The sequence below is a fragment of the Paenibacillus sp. FSL R7-0313 genome (assembly GCF_037969885.1).
Classification (GTDB): domain Bacteria; phylum Bacillota; class Bacilli; order Paenibacillales; family Paenibacillaceae; genus Paenibacillus.
In genome coordinates, this window is sequence record NZ_CP150219.1 from 6,654,849 (window position 1) to 6,674,363 (window position 19,515).

The following is a 19,515-nucleotide window of genomic DNA, read 5'->3' on the forward strand; positions in this document are numbered from 1 at the left end:
ATATCTCTTGATACTACTTTGATTATAAAATACTCAATAACACAAAAACCACTCCTTAATAATTTCTAAGAAGTGGTTTTTGTATTCATTTATAATTTGTAACAGTGACTGCTTCACAAATTCTTGTCACATCGTAACGAGAATTCACTCTGCCAGGCACATGGTGCTTTAAAGGTTTTTACACCTTTATTACATCATGCCGCCCATTCCACCCATTCCGCCCATGTCAGGCATTCCGCCACCAGCACCTGCAGGTTCTGGTTTGTCAGCGATAACTGCTTCAGTCGTCAGGAACATTGCTGCTACGGAAGCAGCGTTTTGCAATGCATAACGAGTTACTTTCGCAGGGTCAACGATACCAGCTTCGATCATATTAACCCACTCGCCAGTTGCAGCGTTGAAGCCGATTCCTGTTTGTTCTTTTTTCAGACGTTCCACGATTACGGAACCTTCTTCGCCAGCGTTAGCTGCGATTGTGCGGATTGGTGCTTCCAGAGCACGCAGGACGATGTTTACGCCTGTTTGCTCGTCACCGGACAGAGCTACAGCCGCAACCGCGCTATATACGTTCATGAGCGCTGTACCACCACCGGATACGATACCTTCTTCAACCGCAGCGCGAGTTGCGTTCAGGGCATCTTCGATGCGAAGTTTGCGTTCTTTCAATTCTGTTTCAGTAGCCGCACCAACTTTGATTACTGCTACACCGCCGGACAATTTAGCCAGACGCTCTTGCAGTTTCTCTTTGTCGAACTCGGAAGTTGTTTCTTCCAGTTGTGTACGGATTTGGCTAACACGTGCATCGATATCGGATTTGTTACCAGCACCGTCAACGATGATTGTGTTTTCTTTTGTTACGCGGATTTGACGAGCTGTACCCAGTTGTTCCACAACAGCGGATTTCAGGTCCAGACCCAGTTCTTCCGTGATCAATTGGCCACCAGTGAGGGCAGCGATGTCTTGCAGCATTGCTTTACGACGGTCACCAAATCCTGGAGCTTTAACAGCTACAGCATTGAATGTACCACGCAATTTGTTCACAACCAGCATAGCCAGTGCTTCGCCTTCGATATCTTCAGCGATCAATACCAGCGGTTTGCCTTGTTGAACGATTTTCTCAAGCAATGGCAAGATATCTTGCGTGCTGGAGATTTTTTTGTCAGTGATCAAGATGTACGGATTGTCCAAAACAGCTTCCATTTTGTCCGTATCAGTGATCATGTAAGGAGAGATGTATCCACGGTCGAATTGCATACCTTCAACCACTTCAAGCTCTGTAGCGAATCCTTTGGATTCTTCTACTGTGATTACGCCATCTTTACCTACTTTTTCCATAGCTTCAGCGATCAGTTCGCCTACTTCTTCGTCAGCTGCAGAGATTGCTGCAACTTGTGCGATGGATTGTTTGGAATCGATTGGTTTGGAGATGGATTGCAATTCAGCAACCGCAGCTTTAACCGCTTTGTCGATCCCTTTACGGATACCGATTGGGCTAGCGCCTGCAGTTACGTTTTTCAGACCTTCTGTGATCAGCGCTTGCGCCAATACAGTTGCTGTTGTAGTACCGTCACCGGCAACATCGTTCGTTTTCGTTGCTACTTCTTTAACCAGTTGTGCACCCATGTTCTCGAATGCATCTTCCAGTTCGATTTCTTTAGCAATGGTTACACCATCGTTAGTGATGAGCGGGCTTCCGAATTTTTTCTCCAGAACCACGTTGCGGCCTTTAGGACCGAGTGTTACTTTTACTGCATTAGCCAATGCGTCCACACCACGAAGCATGGAGCGACGAGCGTCTTCACTGAATTTAATGTCTTTAGCCATGTTAAGAAAACCTCCCTAGTTTTTGTTGGAAAATGGTCGTGCTATATGGTTCGGTTATCCGATTAAATTTGAATTAGTCGAGAATCGCGTGAATATCGCTCTCTTTCATAATCAAATATTCTTTACCTTCGAATTTGATTTCTGTACCGGCATATTTGGAGAAAATAACGCGATCTCCTTCTTTCACTTCCAGAGCTACACGTACGCCGTCTTTCAATACTCCAGCACCAACTGCAATGATTCTACCCTCTTGCGGTTTTTCTTTGGCGGAGTCCGGGAGTACGATCCCGAAAGAAGTTGTTTGCTCTTGCTCCAGTGGTTCTACCAATACGCGTTCACCTAAAGGTCTGATCATGAAAAATAGCCTCCTTTTGAAATTATATAACGTTACATTGTAGGTTGTAGCCATATGTATTAGCACTCGACAGTGTTCAGTGCTAACAACCAACTTTATGATACTCAACTTGAAGCATGATTTCAAGTCCTTTTGACGAATTCCTGCGAGAATTTACGTTGAATTTACACGAACATAACCAAATTACACCCGCTGCGCCTGGTTATATGTTGCAATTCACTAATCTTATTCTACGAAATTGTTTAGCCCTTCTGCAACGTTAGCGGACAGTCCCTTTCCCATTGTATCCATTGTTGAACATAATATGCCTGCTTGTCCTGTCGTGTTGGTCGGCAGTCTACAGAAATAGCCCGGATAAGAACACACCGTCTTCTCCGGGCACATTACAGCTTATCCTCATTCAGCCCACATGTTTCTTATCCTCGGCACGAACGTAGCGGGATTCGATCTCTTCATCGGCTGCAAGCTGCTTGCGATATACGATTGCGGATAATAACACACTGATCTCATATAACAGGAGCAAAGGAATCATCACCAGCAGATCAGATATAAAGTCTGGAGGTGTAATAACCACTGCAATGAAGATCAGAACAAAATAAGCAACTCTGCGCATCTTGCGAAGACGAATTGGATTCAGAATCCGCAGTCCTGTCAGAAACATAATAAGTAAAGGAAGTTCAAATAACAGAGACACAGGCAGCACAATGCCAAACAGGAAGCTGAAATACTGCTTCATCCCGTAGGTCTCCACAAGTCCCATCTTCTCCGTTATCGCTGTTGTGAAGGCGAGTGCCATCGGAAAAATAACATAATACGAGAAAGCCATACCTGTCAGAAATAAAAGAAACACATAGGGCACATACTTCAGCGTTGCTTTTCGTTCGCGCGGCTTTAGCCCTGGACTAACAAACTTCCAGATCTGATACACCGTAAACGGCAGCGTAATAATAAGTGAAAACAAACCGGCAATCTTCATGTAGATGCCAATCCCGTCCCAGAACGAGAAGGCATGTAACACAAAACCTTTTGCCGACTCTGCCTTGGTCAGATATTGGTATACCGGGTCCGCCACAAAAAATCCTGCAATCAGTCCCAGCACAAAAATACTTAATACGTAGATCAGCCGCTTCCGCAGCTCACTCAGATGTTCCGTAATCGACATTTCTTCCATTTGCTGCGTCATGCCTGCCCCCCATTATTGCCAGCTTAAAATACAAAACCCTTCCGGCAGGAAGGGATTTCTCTTTCATTGCCGTCAAGATTATTCCGGCAGGCGTTTATCAGCAGGCTTGTCTGCAGGTGTGCTCTCAGCCGCCAGCGGTTTCGCTTTCTCCTGCTCTTTGCGATTGGACGAGTCATCCTCAGAGATAATCTCGCGAGCGCCCTCTTTGAATTCACGGAAGGTACGCCCAACTGCACGTCCCAGTTCCGGAAGTTTGTTGGGTCCAAACAACAACAATGCAATCACGGCCAGCAAAATAAACCCCGTTGGTCCAATGGAACTAAACATTGATATTCCTCCTCGTCTCAAGCTTCGAAGATGCGCATATTCGGCCAGATGTTCATAGATGTCTCTGCTGCGTTCTTAATTTAAGCCCATCATACCATAGATGTAACCACTTACATAACCCGCAAAATTCACAAATAAGAGATGTCACTAGAACAATCTAACAACAGTCATGGCGAATCGGATATCCTTGCCCAGAGTCCATGCTCGATTATTGCTTGAACTGACCCGTAACCATCAGCAGCGCTTCCGGAAGCTGATCCATAATGGCAGCCAGATGTTCGTGCACACCCTTTGGCGTACCTGGCAGATTAACAATCAGCGTGCGTCCACGAATGCCACATACCCCACGGAACAGCATTGCAGAACGGTTTTTGCTCATTACACTGTACCGCATGGCCTCTGCCATCCCGGGAACTTCCCGCTCAATTACACGCCGGGTCGCTTCCGGAGTAATATCACGAATGGCCAGCTCCGTGCCACCGGTAGTCAGCACCAGATCGGCGTGAAAATAATCCGTCATCTCAATCAAAGCCGCAATAATCTCATCGGGTTCATCCGGAACGATACGGTACTCCACGATTTGACCACCCAGCTCTTCTTCCACCAGCTCCCGAATGACTTGTGCACTCGTATCCTCACGTTCCCCGCGGGCTCCTTTGTCACTGGCTGTCAGGATTGCTGTTCTCCACACCATAAAGATCACCCTTCTCCTCTATGAAAATAAATATTGCCTATCGGCTGTAATCACCGTTTTTGCCACCACTCTTGGAATTCAGCATGGTTGGACCGATAATCATATCTTTTTGCATGGCCTTGCACATGTCATAGACCGTCAGTGCTGCAGCTGAGGCAGCCGTGAGCGCCTCCATCTCAACACCCGTTTTGCCTTCGGTTTTGACAGTAACTTCAATGTGTAATTCATCCACTCCGTTATCATGAAAACGAATATCCACACCCGTCAGTGCCAGCGGATGGCACATCGGAATCCAGTCCGACGTTTTCTTCGCGCCTTGAATCCCGGCAATCTGAGCCACAGCCAGAACATCACCTTTACCGATTCGGCCCTCCCGAATCGCTTCCAGTGTATCTGGATTCATCGTCACCTTGGTTACGGCCACAGCCGTACGTACGGTAATTTCCTTACCCGAAATATCAACCATCCGGGCCCGCCCCTGTTCATTAAAATGGGTCAGTTTGCCACCCGAAGACTGGCCGTTGTTCACTTCTGAACTCAATCACATCACAACCCTTTATTCGATATGTAATATACCTTCGGTTGTTATCAACAGATCAATCCGCAGATCGAGCAGGTCCATCGGTATCTCCTCTTGTAGCTGACCCGGCAATACCATCGCAGCCATCAACGGTTTCTTGCCCGTCATCACACATGTTGCTGCAAGCGTCTCGGCAAAACGATCATAATAACCGCCACCATAACCAATACGCCCGCCATGAAGATCATAACCAAGCCCCGGTACCAATACGAGATCGATATCCGGCCAATCTTCAGACGTCAGGACTTCACAGGAATCCTTAGGTTCGGGTATCCCCCATATGCCTGGCTCCAGATCCTGTTCTCCGGTCACTCGCCGTAGCTCCATTCGGGGTGGATTCGCCAATACTTTTGGTGCAAGCATCACATCTCCATGGTTCCAGCCCTCTTGAAACAGAAAAGCTGTAGATGCTTCGCTTCCATAGGACAAATAACTGAATATAACGAGTGGTCTGTTCACGACCTTACTCTTGGCCTGTCTAAGGCGCTCCAGCTCCCGCTTCACTCCAGCGTTAATCTTAGTCATTGCCTGCTGACGCATGCTTGCATCCATCAAATCACGGCTCTGTCTCAGTCTGGATCGAAGCTGACTTTTCAGTTCCGCATGATCCTGCATATCCTTGAATAACCTCCTGTTGATAGGGAAGGTAGAAAAAAGCTCTCATTAAAAATGATTTATATGTTATGACCAGTTGTCATCTTGTTGAAATGGTTAAAATGATTCATTTTCTGCAAAATCCTCATGTAATAACATGCCTTCTTTCAGTTTATCATTGATTGATCAAAAAGACTACATGCCCCATGCGTTCCCAATCGGTGCAATTGCTCTGTATTTCATGTAAACTGGGATATAGTTGTCATATCAAGAACTGGACCTATGGAGGAACTTAATTTTATGCTGCTGCAAGTATCCGGAATTATCAAACGTTTTGGTGTCGATCCAATCCTGGACGGCGTGAACTTACAAATATTAGAACGCGAGCGCATCGGCCTCGTTGGTGTAAACGGTGCAGGAAAATCCACTTTGCTCAAAATCGTAGCCGGTGAAATGTCCTATGACGGAGGACAAATTTTCAAATCCAAAGAAACAACGCTTGGTTACCTGGCTCAGAACAGCGGGCTGCAATCCGACCGCACCATCTGGGAAGAAATGATGAACGTGTTTGCTCACCTGACACAGGCTGAAGCCGATTTACGTCAGATGGAACGCGACATTGCCGACCCTGCCCAGATGGATGACGAGAAAAAGTACGCGGACCTGCTGGAACGTTATGCGAAACGCTCCGACTGGTTCAAGGACCATGGCGGTTATGAGATGGAAACCCGCATTCGCAGCGTACTGCACGGGATGGGATTCGGCGAATTTTCGCCAGACACCCCCATAGCTACTCTGAGCGGCGGGCAGAAGACACGCCTTGCGCTAGCTCGTATTTTGCTTCAGGCACCTGATCTGCTCATGCTGGACGAGCCTACCAACTATCTCGATATCGCCACCCTTACTTGGTTGGAAGATTATCTAAGAGGTTATTCAGGCGCACTGCTCGTGGTATCCCATGACCGGTACTTCCTTGATCGACTCGTAACGACCATCGTTGAGATCGAACGGCACCGCTCCAAAAAATATACGGGCAATTACAGCCGTTATATGGAACTCAAAGCTGCCGAATATGAAACTCAGATGAAGCAATATGAGAAACAACAGGGCGAAATCTCGAAGATGGAAGATTTTGTTCAGAAAAATATCGTACGTGCTTCGACAACCAAACGGGCGCAAAGCCGCCGCAAAGCCCTCGACAAAATGGAGCGGCTTGATAAACCGATGGGAGATCTGAAAAAAGCCCATTTCTCCTTCGAAACCGCCGTTATGTCCGGCAAGGAAGTGCTTCGAGTGGATCAGCTGTCTGTCGCTTATGATGAGGCTTCTCCATTGTTCCGCAACGTCTCCTTCGATCTGCGGCGCGGGGAAACCGTTGCTCTGATTGGACCAAACGGTATTGGTAAATCCACCATGCTGAAGTGTCTGACCGGAAGTTTACGTCCGGTACATGGAGATATCCAATGGGGAACAAAAGTGCAGATTGGCTATTATGATCAGGAACAGACTGGCCTCAATCCGTCCAACACGGTTCTGGAAGAACTGTGGAGTGCCTATCCCGGGATGGAAGAAGCACGCATTCGGACCGTACTGGGGAACTTTTTGTTCAGCGGTGACGATGTACTCAAGAAGATCTCCTCCCTCAGCGGGGGTGAGAAGGCACGTGTGTCTCTCTCCAAGCTGATGCTGAAGGAAGCCAACATGCTCATTCTGGATGAGCCTACGAACCATCTCGACCTGTTTGCCAAAGAAGTGCTGGAAGCGGCATTAATGGATTATGAAGGCACCCTGCTGTTCATCTCCCATGACCGGTACTTCCTCAATAAAATGGCTGAACGGATAGTCGAGCTTCATCCAGGCGGCACGGAGCACTATCTCGGTAATTATGATGATTATGTGGAGAAAAAACAGGAGCTTGAGGACATCGCACGTGAAGCTGCTGAGGCACGTCAGGCTTCGGCCAAGAACTCGTCCAAATCCGATCTGAACACAGTCACAACCGAAAAATCCGGAGCGGCTTCATTCGAAGCGGAAAAACAGGCGAAGCGCGAAGAGCGTAACCGGCAACGCAAGCAAGAAGCTCTGGAACAACAGATTGCGGAGTTGGAAACGAAGATTACAGAGCTTGAGTCACAGATGGCTCTGCCTGAAATCTATCAGGATTACATGAAGCTGCAAGAACTCCAGCAACAATCGGAGGAACACAAAGCAGAACTCACCAAGGCATACGAGGACTGGGAAGAACTAGCTATGGAATAGTACGAATAGTACAGACTCAGACCATGGCTTGATCACTCCCATACAAGTATAGTTGTACCACCGGCTGATTCCTTATTGGGATCAGCTTTTTGTTTGTTGAGGACGAGTATTGAAGCCATGTACCTTATGTTCTGTATGTTCCTTGAGATTGAACTCTAACCCTGTTTTGGCTTTTGTCAAATTTACTCGAATGAAGAGAAATATTTTTTATCCCCCTTTGCCTCACACTTATCCACAAGAAAGCAAGATAGCAAGCACATTAATAAGCTTAATTATACAGCGGTAGAATAGCCTTTCACACACAAAAACCATATTTATCCACCAAGTTATCCACTTTATCCACAACTTTGTGGATAGTAAGGAGTCATTCTATCCCCTAAACCCTTTTCCTTTCGAAAACTATACTGGTTTGACTTTGCGGTAGTTACCCACAAATTACACTGGATATGTGGATAACTATAGTCACACCTTGACAAATGCATTCTCCTGCTACTCAATGCACCTCCATAATAAGACAAAAGCAGACCTTTGTTGTTCAAGGCCTGCCCGTCATTTATTTACTATATGCCATGCATATTTACATCGAATTGCAATTGCTACTATTGTCGCTGTAGATGCGATCTGGCAAAGATGTTTTACGCATGTGCTTCTTGTTCATGATGTTCGGAAGATTCCGCCTTCAGCCCAGCAGCATTACAAGCCGCTACATAAGCAAGACCGGCAGCCATGACGATATCATTATGTGTTGCCGTCCCCCGGAACTCACGCCCTGCACGCTCCACGGTAACTACAGCTTCTGCACTTGCACCTTCTCCCCCACTCAATGCATGCATCTCCATATCAACAAATGCAATATCATCGGAAATGCTCTGACCAATCGCACGAATGGTCGCATCCACGGGTCCACCGCCAACAGCGGAGTAAGATTGTTCTCCAGCGCTTGTGCGAATACGTACAGCGGCCATTCGATCCGTCATGCTGCCCGCCGTCACCTGCAATTCAACCAGTTCATAGTCCTGTGCAGGAATATTCATGGTCTGGCTAACCATCTGCAATAACTGGTCGTCACTGACCACTTTTTGCTGGTCTGCGGTTTCTTTGAACACCTCATACAATTGCTCCATCTGTTGCTCATCCGGCTCAAAACCATATTTGCGAACCCGATCCTTCAGGGCGTGACGACCGGAGTGTTTGCCCAAAATAATCATGCTGCGCGGAATACCCAGCGCTTCCGGGTCCATAATCTCATAGGTGTTCCGATTCTTCAGCAGACCATCCTGATGGATGCCAGATTCATGCTGGAACGCATTACGTCCCACCACTGGTTTGTTGTACGCAATCGGGAAGTGCATCGCCCGGCTAATCTGACGTGAAGTCTCATACAGCTGATTCAGCTTAATGTTCGTCGTTGCACCAATTGCGTCTCCCCGAGTCTCCAGCGCCATAATCAGCTCTTCCAGTGCACAGTTCCCCGTCCGTTCTCCGATACCATTGATGGTCACTTCAATCTGGGTAGCTCCATTGGCAATCGCAGCCAAGCTATTGGCTACGGCCAGGCCCAGATCATTGTGACAGTGGGCACTATAGCGAACCTGATCGCCACCTCTTGCACCCTCACGTACCCGGCGGAACATCTCGCCATACTCATGTGGCAGAGCATAACCAACGGTATCCGGCAGATTGATAATGGTGGCCCCTGCTTCAATGGCGACTTCAACCATTTCAATCAGATCATCCATCTTGGTGCGAGCAGCGTCCATGGCTGTGAACTCTACGATGTCCGTGAACTGTCGTGCATAAGACACCATCTCACGGGCCGTAGCCACTACTTCACTACGTGGACGACGCAGCTGATGCTCAATATGAATATCCGAAGAAGAGATAAACAGGTGAATTCGGCGCCGTGCTGCATCCGCTGTTGCTTGAACTGCAGCATCGATATCCCCTTTGACCGCCCGCGCGAATCCACAGATCTCCACGTTCTGCAACTGTCTCGAAATCGCCTGAACCGCCGCGAACTCACCTGGACTGGAGATCGGGAATCCAGGCTCAATGACGTCGATACCCAGAGAAGCCAGTTGGTGTGCCAGTTCAATCTTTTGCTCGGGTTGCAGACTTGCTCCTGGTGCCTGTTCTCCATCGCGCAGCGTTGTATCAAAAATCTCAATCATGCGTTTGTTATTAGTTGTTGTCATGTCCATCAACCTCCATCAAATTTTTATAAATATTTTCGTTACGATCCATGAGCCACAGAACACCCGCTAATCGCCGTCACTGTTGTTATATATTTTGTTTGTAAACGCGTATGTTATTTGTAGCTTAGTCCTTGGTAATCATTAAAGCCTGTTTAATTTTTAGTGCCTATACTTGATGTTCGATGTTCATTACTCGTTGCATATACTGCTTACCCTCATAACAGAGTGTACGTCGACTTACACCCTGACCTTCTGACTTTTCAATCTCCATATGGTTCTTCCCATGCCCACCCTGCTGCCGGCAGCAAACACAAATAACCCGCCATCTCATATAAGAGACGGCGGGTTATTATCCCCTCCGCGGTACCACTCTCGCTTGATGGGCCAGGCTTGCGCCAGACTCCATCCACCTCGTCGTCTCCGAGATCCAATGGATTGTGCATGTGCACACGACACCACTGGAATTCGGAGAAACACCCTATAACGGAGGTTAACCGTTGCTATGTAACACATGTTGTTGTCCATCAGGACAACTGGGCGATTGATATCGTCCCCACGCTTCCACAGCTCCGTTCCCGGGCGAGATTCGAATGATTCCAGCCACTGCGTCGCACCACCCCGCAGCTCTCTGAGCGCTTTATCGTTCTACTGCTCCCGTTCATCACATTTATAATATGACCTAACTTCATTCATCCTTATTTTGAAAATCAAAAAAAGCCTGCCACCTCATGCAATAATGCAAGAGACGACAGGCTGTTCACCTTCGCGGTACCACTCTTGTTGACTTCCTTCCTGTTCATTCAAGACAACCCCTGAATGCTTTCGCATATCCGGATCCCTTGAAGCAGCCTGAAAGCCCCCTCAGTTATCGTCAGTTGATCCTTGTAATAACGGTCCTACCGACAACGGCCCATTCACGGAGGCAACCCGTAACCATGTACTTTGGGCCATGATCGGCCTTCGGATTCTCCCAGGGAGTCACCGTGTTCCATCGTTCCGCTTCCAGGTGAGTTTCAGGTTTCCTTCGACTGCGTTGCACCATACCGCAGCTCTCTAAGACCGGGAATGACCTTACTATTCCTGTTCATCGCGTTTATCAGTTCAGGAATCTGAATTCCTGTTTAAATTTGTAACTAAATATACATTCTTTACATCCCAGCTGTCAACTCTTAATCTCAAACTGCCTGACTATACGGATTGAACGGACCATTCCTCCAGAGAAAGTCCAGGATCTGCCTTCGCATCAAATTCAGCAATTTCTCCCCGCTGCCATTTCAGATACGCAGCCGCTCCAATCATGGCCGCGTTATCCGTGCAATATTCCATTGGCGGGATTAACAGTTCAAGCCCTTCCTTCGTGCATCGCTCCTGTAATGCCAAGCGTAACCCCCGGTTAGCTGCAACACCACCACATAATAACAGTTGACGTGAACCATACTCACGAACTGCTCTAACGGCTTTCTCCACCAACACTTCAACAACAGCTTCCTGGAAACCACGTGCAACCGCAGACGGCTCCAAGGTTTCTCCGCGCATTTTGGCCTGGTTGAGCGCATTCAGTACAGCAGACTTCAGACCACTGAGACTGAAATCGTACGAACCTGCTTCCAGCCATACCCGTGGTAATGGCACTACGTCCTCCGCTTCAGATGCCATCCGGTCGACATGCGGGCCACCCGGATAAGGACAACCCAATGCACGTGCTACTTTGTCATACGCTTCGCCTACAGCATCATCACGTGTACGACCAATCAGTTTGAACTTACCCTCGGATTCCATATGCACAAGTTCTGTATGTCCACCAGATACGACCAGTGCCATCGCTGGATATTGCAGTTCATGAGTAAGTCGGTTGGCATAGATATGCCCGGCAATATGATGTGTGCCAATGAGCGGTTTGCCCAGTGCCATGGCCATCGTTTTGGCCGCAACAATACCCACCAGCAGTGCACCGACCAGCCCCGGACCTTGCGTCACGGCAATTGCACTTAGATCACGTGGACGAATGCCGGACTGTTCGATCGCCTGTTCCAGCATCAACGTAATGACTTCAACGTGTTTGCGTGAAGCCACTTCAGGTACAACACCACCAAATGCCTTATGCGTCTCGATCTGACTTGAGATCAGATTGGACAGCACTTCCCGTCCATCTTTGACTACTGCTACCGATGTTTCATCACAGCTTGTCTCCACCGCCAAAATGTAGGATGGTGCAGAATTTATTTTTTCATTGAGTTCGTTCATGAATCCAGTACGCTTCCTTCCTCTTCGCCGCTCCGGCCTGCAGACGGCAAGTTCGCCCACATAATCATCGCATCTTCCCCATTATCGGAGTAATACCCTTTACGAAGACCCGCCGATTCAAACCCTTTTTTCTGATATAAACGCTGTGCAATGCTGTTCGAGACTCTGACCTCCAGCGTCATTCGTTCCATCCCGAGATAAGCCGCTGTGCTCATTAATTCATCCAGTAACTTTTCGCCAAGCTTGCGTCCACGATACGCGCCTCTGACTGCAATATTGGTAATATGGGCTTCATCCATGATTGTCCACATACCTGCATAGCCAATGGCTTTTCCTTCTAATTCCATCACCATATATTTAGCAAAATGATTGTGTGTCAATTCATTTTGAAATGCTTCTTCCGTCCAGGGCAGGGTAAAGGCCTCATGTTCAATCTCCATCACATCGGGAATATCCGCGAGTGTCATGAACCTGAACTGAAGCGTTGCTTCCTGCTTATTATTCGCCACGTTGTCCATCTGCTTTCCCCTCCCCCTTCAGCTTTTGCGCAGAAGATTGGCTTCCGCTTCAGAAAGCTGGGTGTAGTTCGGCACCAGCGCATGCACGTCATCACGCTGACCTGCAAGCAGCGCGGCGGCGCCAAGGCGCCCCACCCAGCGGCCTTCCAGCTCATAAGGTACGAGCTGGAGCGCCGTTCCTGCGGGGCAGCGAAGCTCCGCCGCTGCCGCAGCATGAGGGCCCGTCTCGCCGACGATCCAGACGGCTGCGGGCCGCTCTTCCGGCGCCGCCTCCGCCATGCGGGCGGCGAGGGCTTCCAGCCATCCGTCCATCTTGCGGATGGCATCAGGCGCCAGACGCCGGGGCGCATCGCTCCCGGCGGAGGCAAACAGCGCGGTGCACGCTTGACCGCGCCGTGCATCCACAAGCGGAACGATCCAGTGGACAGGGGCAGCACTTGTGCTGCCCTGGTCCGCGGATGGCGTTCCGCCAGCCCCTGCTGCGGCATCCTCTGCCGCAGCTTCTGCCTTGGCGGCAAGGCCGCTGTGCCAGCCGCCCCAGGCGATGGCCTGAAGGCTGGACACCCCGGCTACGGGGATGTCCCATGCCCAGGCCAGTGTCTTCGCCGCGGTCACCGCAATGCGGATGCCCGTGTACGAGCCTGGGCCAACGCCAACGGCAATGCCGTCCAGTTGGCCAGGCTGTGTGTTGCTGGCGGCCAGCAGCTGCTCCATCACCGGTACAACATGTACCGAATGGTTGCGCTCAGCCCGTTCATTGCGCTCTTCCAGTAGCGCATGACCTTCCATCATCGCCGCTGCCATCACTGCGGTGGATGTATCCAACGCCAAAAACCGCTGACGCGGCTCTTTTTGTAAATCTTCCATCATCATTTGACTCCATTCTGTCTGAACTGTCGGCACATGGCTGCATAAGTCTCGCCGTACCCATCCAGTGTAATCGTTCGATCCTCCAGGCCCGTTGTTTCAATCTGCACATGCAAGTGCTCTTGCGGCAGCAATTCGGGAATGATACTTGACCACTCCACCAGACTGACTCCGGCTCCATAAAAATATTCATCAAGTCCAAGCTCATCCGCTTCTTCCAGCGAAATGCGATATACATCCATGTGATATAAAGGCAAACGCCCTTCGTACTCCTTGATTAACGTGAATGTGGGACTGCTTACCACATCACGCACACCCAAATGCCAGGCAAATTTCTGTGAAAATGCCGTTTTTCCCGCGCCCAAATCACCATCCAAAGCAATCACCATACCTTCGTTTGCCTGTCTGGCGAGTGCGGAAGCAAGTGCTTCTGTATCTGCAATGCCATGGGATTGATACACCCACTGCTCGTGCGTCTGATTCAATATTCGCCCCACCTTTGGCGGTCCAGCCGCCTGAGTTCACTTTGAACCTTATTATATCGGTCCCTTTCTTCCCCCGCAACATCCAAGGAGGCAAGCCGAAATATAAACATGCATGATTAGACGTGTCTCAAAACTCCCTTTCTTCGAAGTTTTCAGACACCCACCAGGAAAAACCAAAAACCGGCACCTTTCGGTACCGGCCATGCAAGGCATATATTTCAGCTTTTATTCATTCTCCAAATCCTCAATCATGTTACCTCTATCTACTCCTCCAAACGATCCACACGTACCGTCTGGGTATTTCCCGGTCTGCTGCCAACCTGAACGGTTGCCATGCCATTCGCTTCATCCACATTCTCGATCCAGACTGGATCTCCCTCCAGCGTAACGGCAATGGTATCCTTCGAATCATATATCGCTTTGGCGCGCTTTGCATCCATCATCTTATTCATACTCCCCTTCCGGATCATCATGTGATTCTCGAACCATGCTATCTGTTGTACTTTCACCAATATATCCGTTATCTTCCGTAACCTGTCCCCCACCTAACCCTTCATTCACCATCCGGTCAATGTCAAGCATGAAGGACTCCCGATCAAGGGGCAATTCTTCAGAAGTGACCGCTTCCCAATTCACATCTGTTGCTGGTGTATAAAATTCTTCAGCGCTTTCGGCTTCCCCAAGAGGATACGGAGAAAATGCATGCTTGTGTGCTTCTTCCTCATCACGTCTGTTCTTCAATATTGCACCTCCCGGCATATGCCCTGCGAGAATAACTACCTATCCCATGCCCATCTTCCCGTAGGAATTCAAGCATGTTTCTGTTATCATCCCCGAGTCTCGCCGAACCATACGAATTCGTTCGTCCATTAGACGATTATCCCTTGCGCCAGATGCCCATACTATTAAATATAAATCCGTGTTCAAAAAGTCCGGTTTCAGTACCGAGAAGATGGAATTTTTGAACAACCTCTAAAAGGTACCTCAATGAAAGGAGCCGATCTATGCATACCGTCTGGAAAGGTGCAATCAGTTTTGGCCTTGTGCATGTCCCTGTCAAAATGTTCTCGGCTACCGAAGACAAAGACATCTCCATGCGATACATCCATAAAGTCTGCGGCAGCCCGCTCGCTTATGTTCGTCAATGTCCATCCTGTGAAGTGGACGTCAAGTGGGAAGAGATTACCAAAGGCTATGAATATGAAAAAGGAAAGTTTGTACTCTTCGAGAAAGATGAATTGGAAGCGTTAAATGATTCCACCAGCAAAACCATTACCATACTGGATTTTGTCGACTTGACTGAGATTGACCCGATCTATTTTCAGAAAACATATTACCTATCGCCCGATCAGGCTGGGGGAAATGCCTACCAACTGTTGATGAACGCGATGCGGGATACCGGCAAAATTGGCATCGCCAAAATCTCCATTCGCTCGAAGAGCAGTCTGGCTGCCATACGCGTGCTGGAAGATTGCCTCTCCATGGAGACAATTTTCTATCCGGACGAGATTCGTCCTGTCTCCCAGGTGCCCAACTTGCCGGAAGTGCAGAACGTGAATGAAAAGGAACTTACGATGGCAAAGTTGCTGATTGATCAATTGTCCACGCCTTTTGAACCCGGTAAATACACCGATGACTATCGCAGCAAACTGCTGGATCTTATCCAGCACAAAGTGGCAGGCGAAGAAATTAAGATTGCTCCAGCCAAACCTGAAGCCAATGTGATGGATTTGATGGCTGCCTTGCAGGCAAGCATCGAGGCCGTGAAGCCTATTCCGGCTGACCCTGGAACAACAACGGCCAAGCCTAAGAAACGTGCACCGCGAAAAACGCCTGCTCAAGCGGTTGCCGGAGGTGAATCCGATACACCTGCTGCACCAACCAAAAGAAAAAAGGCCACACCCAAACCAAAAGTTTGACTGTCGCCCAGGCAAGACCGATTCCGTTATATAACTCATGTCATGATGTTTACTCCGATCCGGCTTCACAGTCGGATTTTTTTGTTTTACAGAACTATCGAAGCAGTTCTTGTCAATACAACTACAGCTATAATTGCAAAATACGATTGACGAAAGCTGATTTATATTTTATATTAACTTATGAAAAGTAACTTATTTATGAATATACAGTCACCCTGTAATTCTGCTTCAACAGTATGCAATTAAATAATCCGTTTTCAACGCATATACACAATCAAACGAGAACCCATATTATCTATTCTCAGGAGGAAACAATCATGAATACAACGTATCAAATCCCTGCGACAACCCATCTGGGTGAAGTGAGTCTGCGAATTATGAACCTAGAGCGTTCAATTAAGTTCTATACCGATGTCGTTGGATTGAAATTACTGGACCGTAGTGGCAAAGTGGCCACGTTGACAGCCGACGGAAAACAGTCCCTGCTGCGATTGGAAGAGCTCACCGATGGAATTACCCTGCCGGAACGCTCACACGCTGGCTTGTATCATTTCGCCATTCTGCTGCCTGACCGCAAGTCCCTGGGTCTATCTCTTCGTAATCTGGCTGCATCCGGTATCGATATCGGCCAAGGCGATCACTTGGTCAGCGAAGCCTTCTATATCTCCGATCCCGATCAGAACGGGATTGAGATCTACGCTGACCGTGCACGTGATACGTGGAAACGGGATAGCGACAATAACTACGTGATGGCAAGTGATCCTGTTGATGTGGAAAGCTTGTTTGCCATATCGGAGAATGAACCTTGGCAGGGTCTGCCTGCTGGCACCGTTATTGGTCACGTACATTTCCACGTCCGCAGCCTGGAAGAAGCCCGCAACTATTACACCGGCATACTCGGTTTTGATATCGTGGGTAACTTCGCGAACATGTCAGCACTATTTGTATCCGCAGGCGGTTATCATCATCATCTGGGACTTAATATCTGGGCAGGAGTGAATGCACCTGTTAATCCAGATAACGCTACAGGAATTGACTACTTCACCATTGTGTACGCCACAAACGAACAATTGGATCAGGCACTTGAACAATTGCGCCAATCCGGTGCAGTCGTTACACAAGTGGAGGGTAAATGGTTTACGGTAGACCCACAAAATATTCGTATCCGTCTGACAACTGCGAACTGATTTTGTTTAGGCGTTACCATATGTTTGCTTAACCTCATTTTATTAAGCCCGGGTAACTGATTTCTCTACATCACAGAGAGATCGGTAGCACGGGCTTTTTGAGTTGGCTTTTATAAAACTGGCACAATTGGTGCATTCTAACCAATACATAGACAAGATATGTTAAGGAGATACCTCATGATCGAAAAGGGACGTTTGACTGTTAGACAGCTCGCTTCACTCATGTTCCTGTGCACAATTGGGGAGCAGATTCTGGTCTTCCCTTCCATGATCACATCCTACGCTCATCAGGATGCCTGGTTATCAGCCTTGTTGGGAGTCGCAGGGGGCCTTGGCATACTCTTCATTATGCTTGTTGCCTACAAACTGCATCCCCGGTTGAATCTGATTCAAAATGCCCTTCGAACACTGGGACCCTGGATCGGAACCTTGTTTGGCTCTTTTTATCTCTTTTATTTCCTGCTTAGTACCTCAACGTTCATTAGGGAGATTGGCGATTTTATGTCTACCCAGATCTTGCCGGAATCTCCATTACTGATTCTGCATTTGGTTTTTATGTGTGCGCTTGTCTGGGGGCTTCTGTCTGGTCTGGAGAGCATTGGTAAAACTGCTGAGGTCTTTCTTCCTCTGATCGTGTTGTTTCTGCTTATTCTGACGGTATGTCTAATCCCCCATGTACATTTGGCCAACATCCAACCTGTGCTTGCACAAGGATTTCTTGATCCATTCAAAGGTTTTGTTGCTGTACTCACATATCCCTACTGTGAACTATGCATCTTTATGATGCTTTTTCCCTACACAAAAAAAGAGCCCCATCTGGAGAAGGACATCCTGTTAGCAGGAATGATTGGCGGATTGTTACTCACACTGACGCTCAGTATGTGTCTGCTCGTTATGGGACCATGGATGACCCAGCATCACTGGTTCGCTTCATTCATTCTTTCACAGAAAATCAATATCGGAAACTTTATGCAACGCATCGAAGCCTTCATAGCATCGGTCTGGATTATCGCTGTTTTCTTCAAAGCCGCTCTGTTCTTCTATGGTTTTGTCCTGGGCGTCGCTCACCTGTTTCGCTTGTCCAGTCACCGTTCTCTGATCCTGCCGGGTGCCATGCTTATTCTCGCCATGTCTATTCTAATCTCTCCGAACGAGAACTTTTATCTCAAGGTCGTTATTCCCTATTGGATTGATTGGGATCTGACCTGTGGCATAGCACTTCCTTTACTTCTAATTCTGGTGCAACATATGAAGTCCCGCTTCAAAAAAAATAGTAAAATTCCGAATTAACCTGCGCTAATTGGTGTACGAGAGAGGAGTTCCCCATGTTCAAACCGTTGATTCCGTTCGAACCTATATCCAGAGATACTTTGCCCACAGGTCCGCAATGGATTGCCCAGGTCAAGTGGGATGGAGTCCGCATGCTTGCCTATGAGGACGGGCATGAGCTGCGCCTGGTGAATCGAAGATTACATGATCGAACCGCACAGTATCCCGAGCTGGTAACACCACGCAATTTATGTTCAGGCTCCTCTTACATCTTGGATGGAGAAGTTATTGCGCTGGACCCGGACACCGGAAAACCTTCGTTTTATCACGTTCTGCGGCGGGACCGCATGAGCAGACCCGAAGGCATCGCCCAAGCCATACATCAGATTCCGGTCACATATATGGTATTTGATATCCTGTTCTATGAGGGGAAATGGGTGACGGATCAGCCTTTGGCAGATCGACAGCGCCTGTTGCACGAGGTTCTTAACACCGCTCCCCATGTTCAGGAGGTTACCAATACACTTGATGCCCCTTCCCTGCTTACGGTCATGAGACAACATCAGATGGAAGGCATTGTCTGCAAGGATCTCACCAGCAGTTATGGCATACAGGGCAAGGACCAGCGCTGGCAGAAGGTCAAAATCATGCATGATGTATATGCCATGATCGGGGGAGTCACGTACCGGAGCGGTATTGTGAATGCCGTCGCGGTTGGTGTATATGATGGGCCTGATTTTATCTATATTGGTCATGTTGGGACTGGCAAACTGAACTCCAATACGTGGCGGGAACTCACACATCAAGTCGAGCCTCTGATCAGGCAGGACAGGCCGTTCCATAATGTACCCGAGCGCAGTGCAGAGACCACCTGGGTCGAACCGCGAATAGGAGTCAAAGTGCAATATATGGAGCTAACTCATCATAATACTCTACGCCATCCCAGTATTCAGACCTTCGCGGATGTAACCCGTGAGGATTGTCTGGCGAACCAGCTTCTTCAATGAGTCAGTCC

Annotated in this window: 19 protein-coding genes and 2 other annotated features; of the genes, 5 read left to right on the top strand and 14 right to left on the bottom strand. The window is 48.4% G+C overall.

Features of this window, described 5'->3' with window-relative positions; translation table 11 throughout:
* Positions 1-189: 189 nt before the first annotated feature.
* The 7 genes from groL to NSQ38_RS29245 form a co-directional block, all read right to left on the bottom strand.
* Positions 190-1,824: a chaperonin GroEL gene (groL, locus tag NSQ38_RS29215; protein WP_036611259.1), complete on the bottom strand. Its 1,635-nt coding sequence runs from the start codon at positions 1,822-1,824 to the stop codon at positions 190-192.
* Between the two features lie 73 nt (positions 1,825-1,897).
* Positions 1,898-2,179, bottom strand: a complete 282-nt coding sequence (groES, locus tag NSQ38_RS29220) for a co-chaperone GroES (protein ID WP_017690077.1) — start codon at positions 2,177-2,179, stop codon at positions 1,898-1,900.
* A 400-nt stretch (positions 2,180-2,579) separates the two neighbouring features.
* The gene (gene tatC, locus NSQ38_RS29225; protein WP_192133095.1) at positions 2,580-3,362 is read right to left on the bottom strand and encodes a twin-arginine translocase subunit TatC; all 783 of its coding nucleotides are present in this window, start codon (positions 3,360-3,362) and stop codon (positions 2,580-2,582) included.
* A 78-nt stretch (positions 3,363-3,440) separates the two neighbouring features.
* Positions 3,441-3,689, bottom strand: a complete 249-nt coding sequence (gene tatA / locus NSQ38_RS29230; protein ID WP_036668966.1) for a twin-arginine translocase TatA/TatE family subunit — start codon at positions 3,687-3,689, stop codon at positions 3,441-3,443.
* 208 nt (positions 3,690-3,897) lie between these two features.
* Positions 3,898-4,383, bottom strand: a complete 486-nt coding sequence (locus NSQ38_RS29235) for a MogA/MoaB family molybdenum cofactor biosynthesis protein (protein WP_017690080.1) — start codon at positions 4,381-4,383, stop codon at positions 3,898-3,900.
* 37 nt (positions 4,384-4,420) lie between these two features.
* Positions 4,421-4,924: a cyclic pyranopterin monophosphate synthase MoaC gene (gene moaC / locus NSQ38_RS29240; RefSeq protein ID WP_280530852.1), complete on the bottom strand. Its 504-nt coding sequence runs from the start codon at positions 4,922-4,924 to the stop codon at positions 4,421-4,423.
* Between the two features lie 15 nt (positions 4,925-4,939).
* The gene (locus tag NSQ38_RS29245; protein ID WP_339785640.1) at positions 4,940-5,578 is read right to left on the bottom strand and encodes a 5-formyltetrahydrofolate cyclo-ligase; all 639 of its coding nucleotides are present in this window, start codon (positions 5,576-5,578) and stop codon (positions 4,940-4,942) included.
* Positions 5,579-5,857: 279 nt separating this feature from the next.
* Between NSQ38_RS29245 and NSQ38_RS29250 the strand changes: the two genes are divergently transcribed.
* The gene (locus tag NSQ38_RS29250) at positions 5,858-7,816 is read left to right on the top strand and encodes an ABC-F family ATP-binding cassette domain-containing protein (protein WP_338592023.1); all 1,959 of its coding nucleotides are present in this window, start codon (positions 5,858-5,860) and stop codon (positions 7,814-7,816) included.
* A gap of 635 nt (positions 7,817-8,451) precedes the next feature.
* On the opposite strand, the gene NSQ38_RS29255 is transcribed toward NSQ38_RS29250, so the two are convergent.
* From NSQ38_RS29255 to NSQ38_RS29285, 7 genes are all read right to left on the bottom strand, one after another.
* Entirely contained in the window at positions 8,452-10,011 is a 1,560-nt protein-coding gene (locus NSQ38_RS29255; protein WP_339785643.1) for a 2-isopropylmalate synthase, read from the bottom strand.
* A 331-nt stretch (positions 10,012-10,342) separates the two neighbouring features.
* Positions 10,343-10,682 (bottom strand) — a binding site (T-box leader).
* 67 nt (positions 10,683-10,749) lie between these two features.
* Positions 10,750-11,108: a binding site (T-box leader), on the bottom strand.
* A 91-nt stretch (positions 11,109-11,199) separates the two neighbouring features.
* Positions 11,200-12,255, bottom strand: a complete 1,056-nt coding sequence (tsaD, locus tag NSQ38_RS29260; protein WP_133386735.1) for a tRNA (adenosine(37)-N6)-threonylcarbamoyltransferase complex transferase subunit TsaD — start codon at positions 12,253-12,255, stop codon at positions 11,200-11,202.
* The gene (gene rimI / locus NSQ38_RS29265; protein WP_036668955.1) at positions 12,252-12,773 is read right to left on the bottom strand and encodes a ribosomal protein S18-alanine N-acetyltransferase; all 522 of its coding nucleotides are present in this window, start codon (positions 12,771-12,773) and stop codon (positions 12,252-12,254) included. Before rimI ends, tsaD begins: the two co-directional genes overlap by 4 nt.
* Before the next feature lie 18 nt (positions 12,774-12,791).
* Positions 12,792-13,640, bottom strand: coding sequence for a tRNA (adenosine(37)-N6)-threonylcarbamoyltransferase complex dimerization subunit type 1 TsaB (gene tsaB / locus NSQ38_RS29270; protein WP_339790762.1), 849 nt, complete (start codon positions 13,638-13,640; stop codon positions 12,792-12,794).
* Between the two features lie 2 nt (positions 13,641-13,642).
* Positions 13,643-14,125, bottom strand: coding sequence for a tRNA (adenosine(37)-N6)-threonylcarbamoyltransferase complex ATPase subunit type 1 TsaE (gene tsaE, locus NSQ38_RS29275; protein WP_339785645.1), 483 nt, complete (start codon positions 14,123-14,125; stop codon positions 13,643-13,645).
* A gap of 263 nt (positions 14,126-14,388) precedes the next feature.
* Entirely contained in the window at positions 14,389-14,565 is a 177-nt protein-coding gene (locus NSQ38_RS29280; RefSeq protein WP_026081228.1) for an H-type small acid-soluble spore protein, read from the bottom strand.
* A 4-nt stretch (positions 14,566-14,569) separates the two neighbouring features.
* Positions 14,570-14,866, bottom strand: a complete 297-nt coding sequence (locus tag NSQ38_RS29285) for a hypothetical protein (protein ID WP_338592010.1) — start codon at positions 14,864-14,866, stop codon at positions 14,570-14,572.
* A gap of 263 nt (positions 14,867-15,129) precedes the next feature.
* Here NSQ38_RS29285 and NSQ38_RS29290 point away from each other — a divergent pair, with 263 nt between their 5' ends.
* The 4 genes from NSQ38_RS29290 (at position 15,130) to NSQ38_RS29305 (ending at position 19,507) form a co-directional block, all read left to right on the top strand.
* Complete coding sequence (locus NSQ38_RS29290) at positions 15,130-16,044, top strand: Ku protein (RefSeq protein ID WP_339785647.1); 915 nt, start codon at positions 15,130-15,132, stop codon at positions 16,042-16,044.
* 317 nt (positions 16,045-16,361) lie between these two features.
* Entirely contained in the window at positions 16,362-17,231 is an 870-nt protein-coding gene (locus tag NSQ38_RS29295; RefSeq protein WP_339785650.1) for a VOC family protein, read from the top strand.
* Between the two features lie 177 nt (positions 17,232-17,408).
* Positions 17,409-18,521 (top strand): endospore germination permease, encoded by a 1,113-nt coding sequence (locus NSQ38_RS29300; RefSeq protein WP_339785652.1) that lies wholly within the window; start codon positions 17,409-17,411, stop codon positions 18,519-18,521.
* Between the two features lie 35 nt (positions 18,522-18,556).
* On the top strand, positions 18,557-19,507 hold the full coding sequence (locus NSQ38_RS29305) for a DNA ligase (protein WP_339785655.1): 951 nt from the start codon (positions 18,557-18,559) through the stop codon (positions 19,505-19,507).
* Positions 19,508-19,515: the final 8 nt, after the last annotated feature.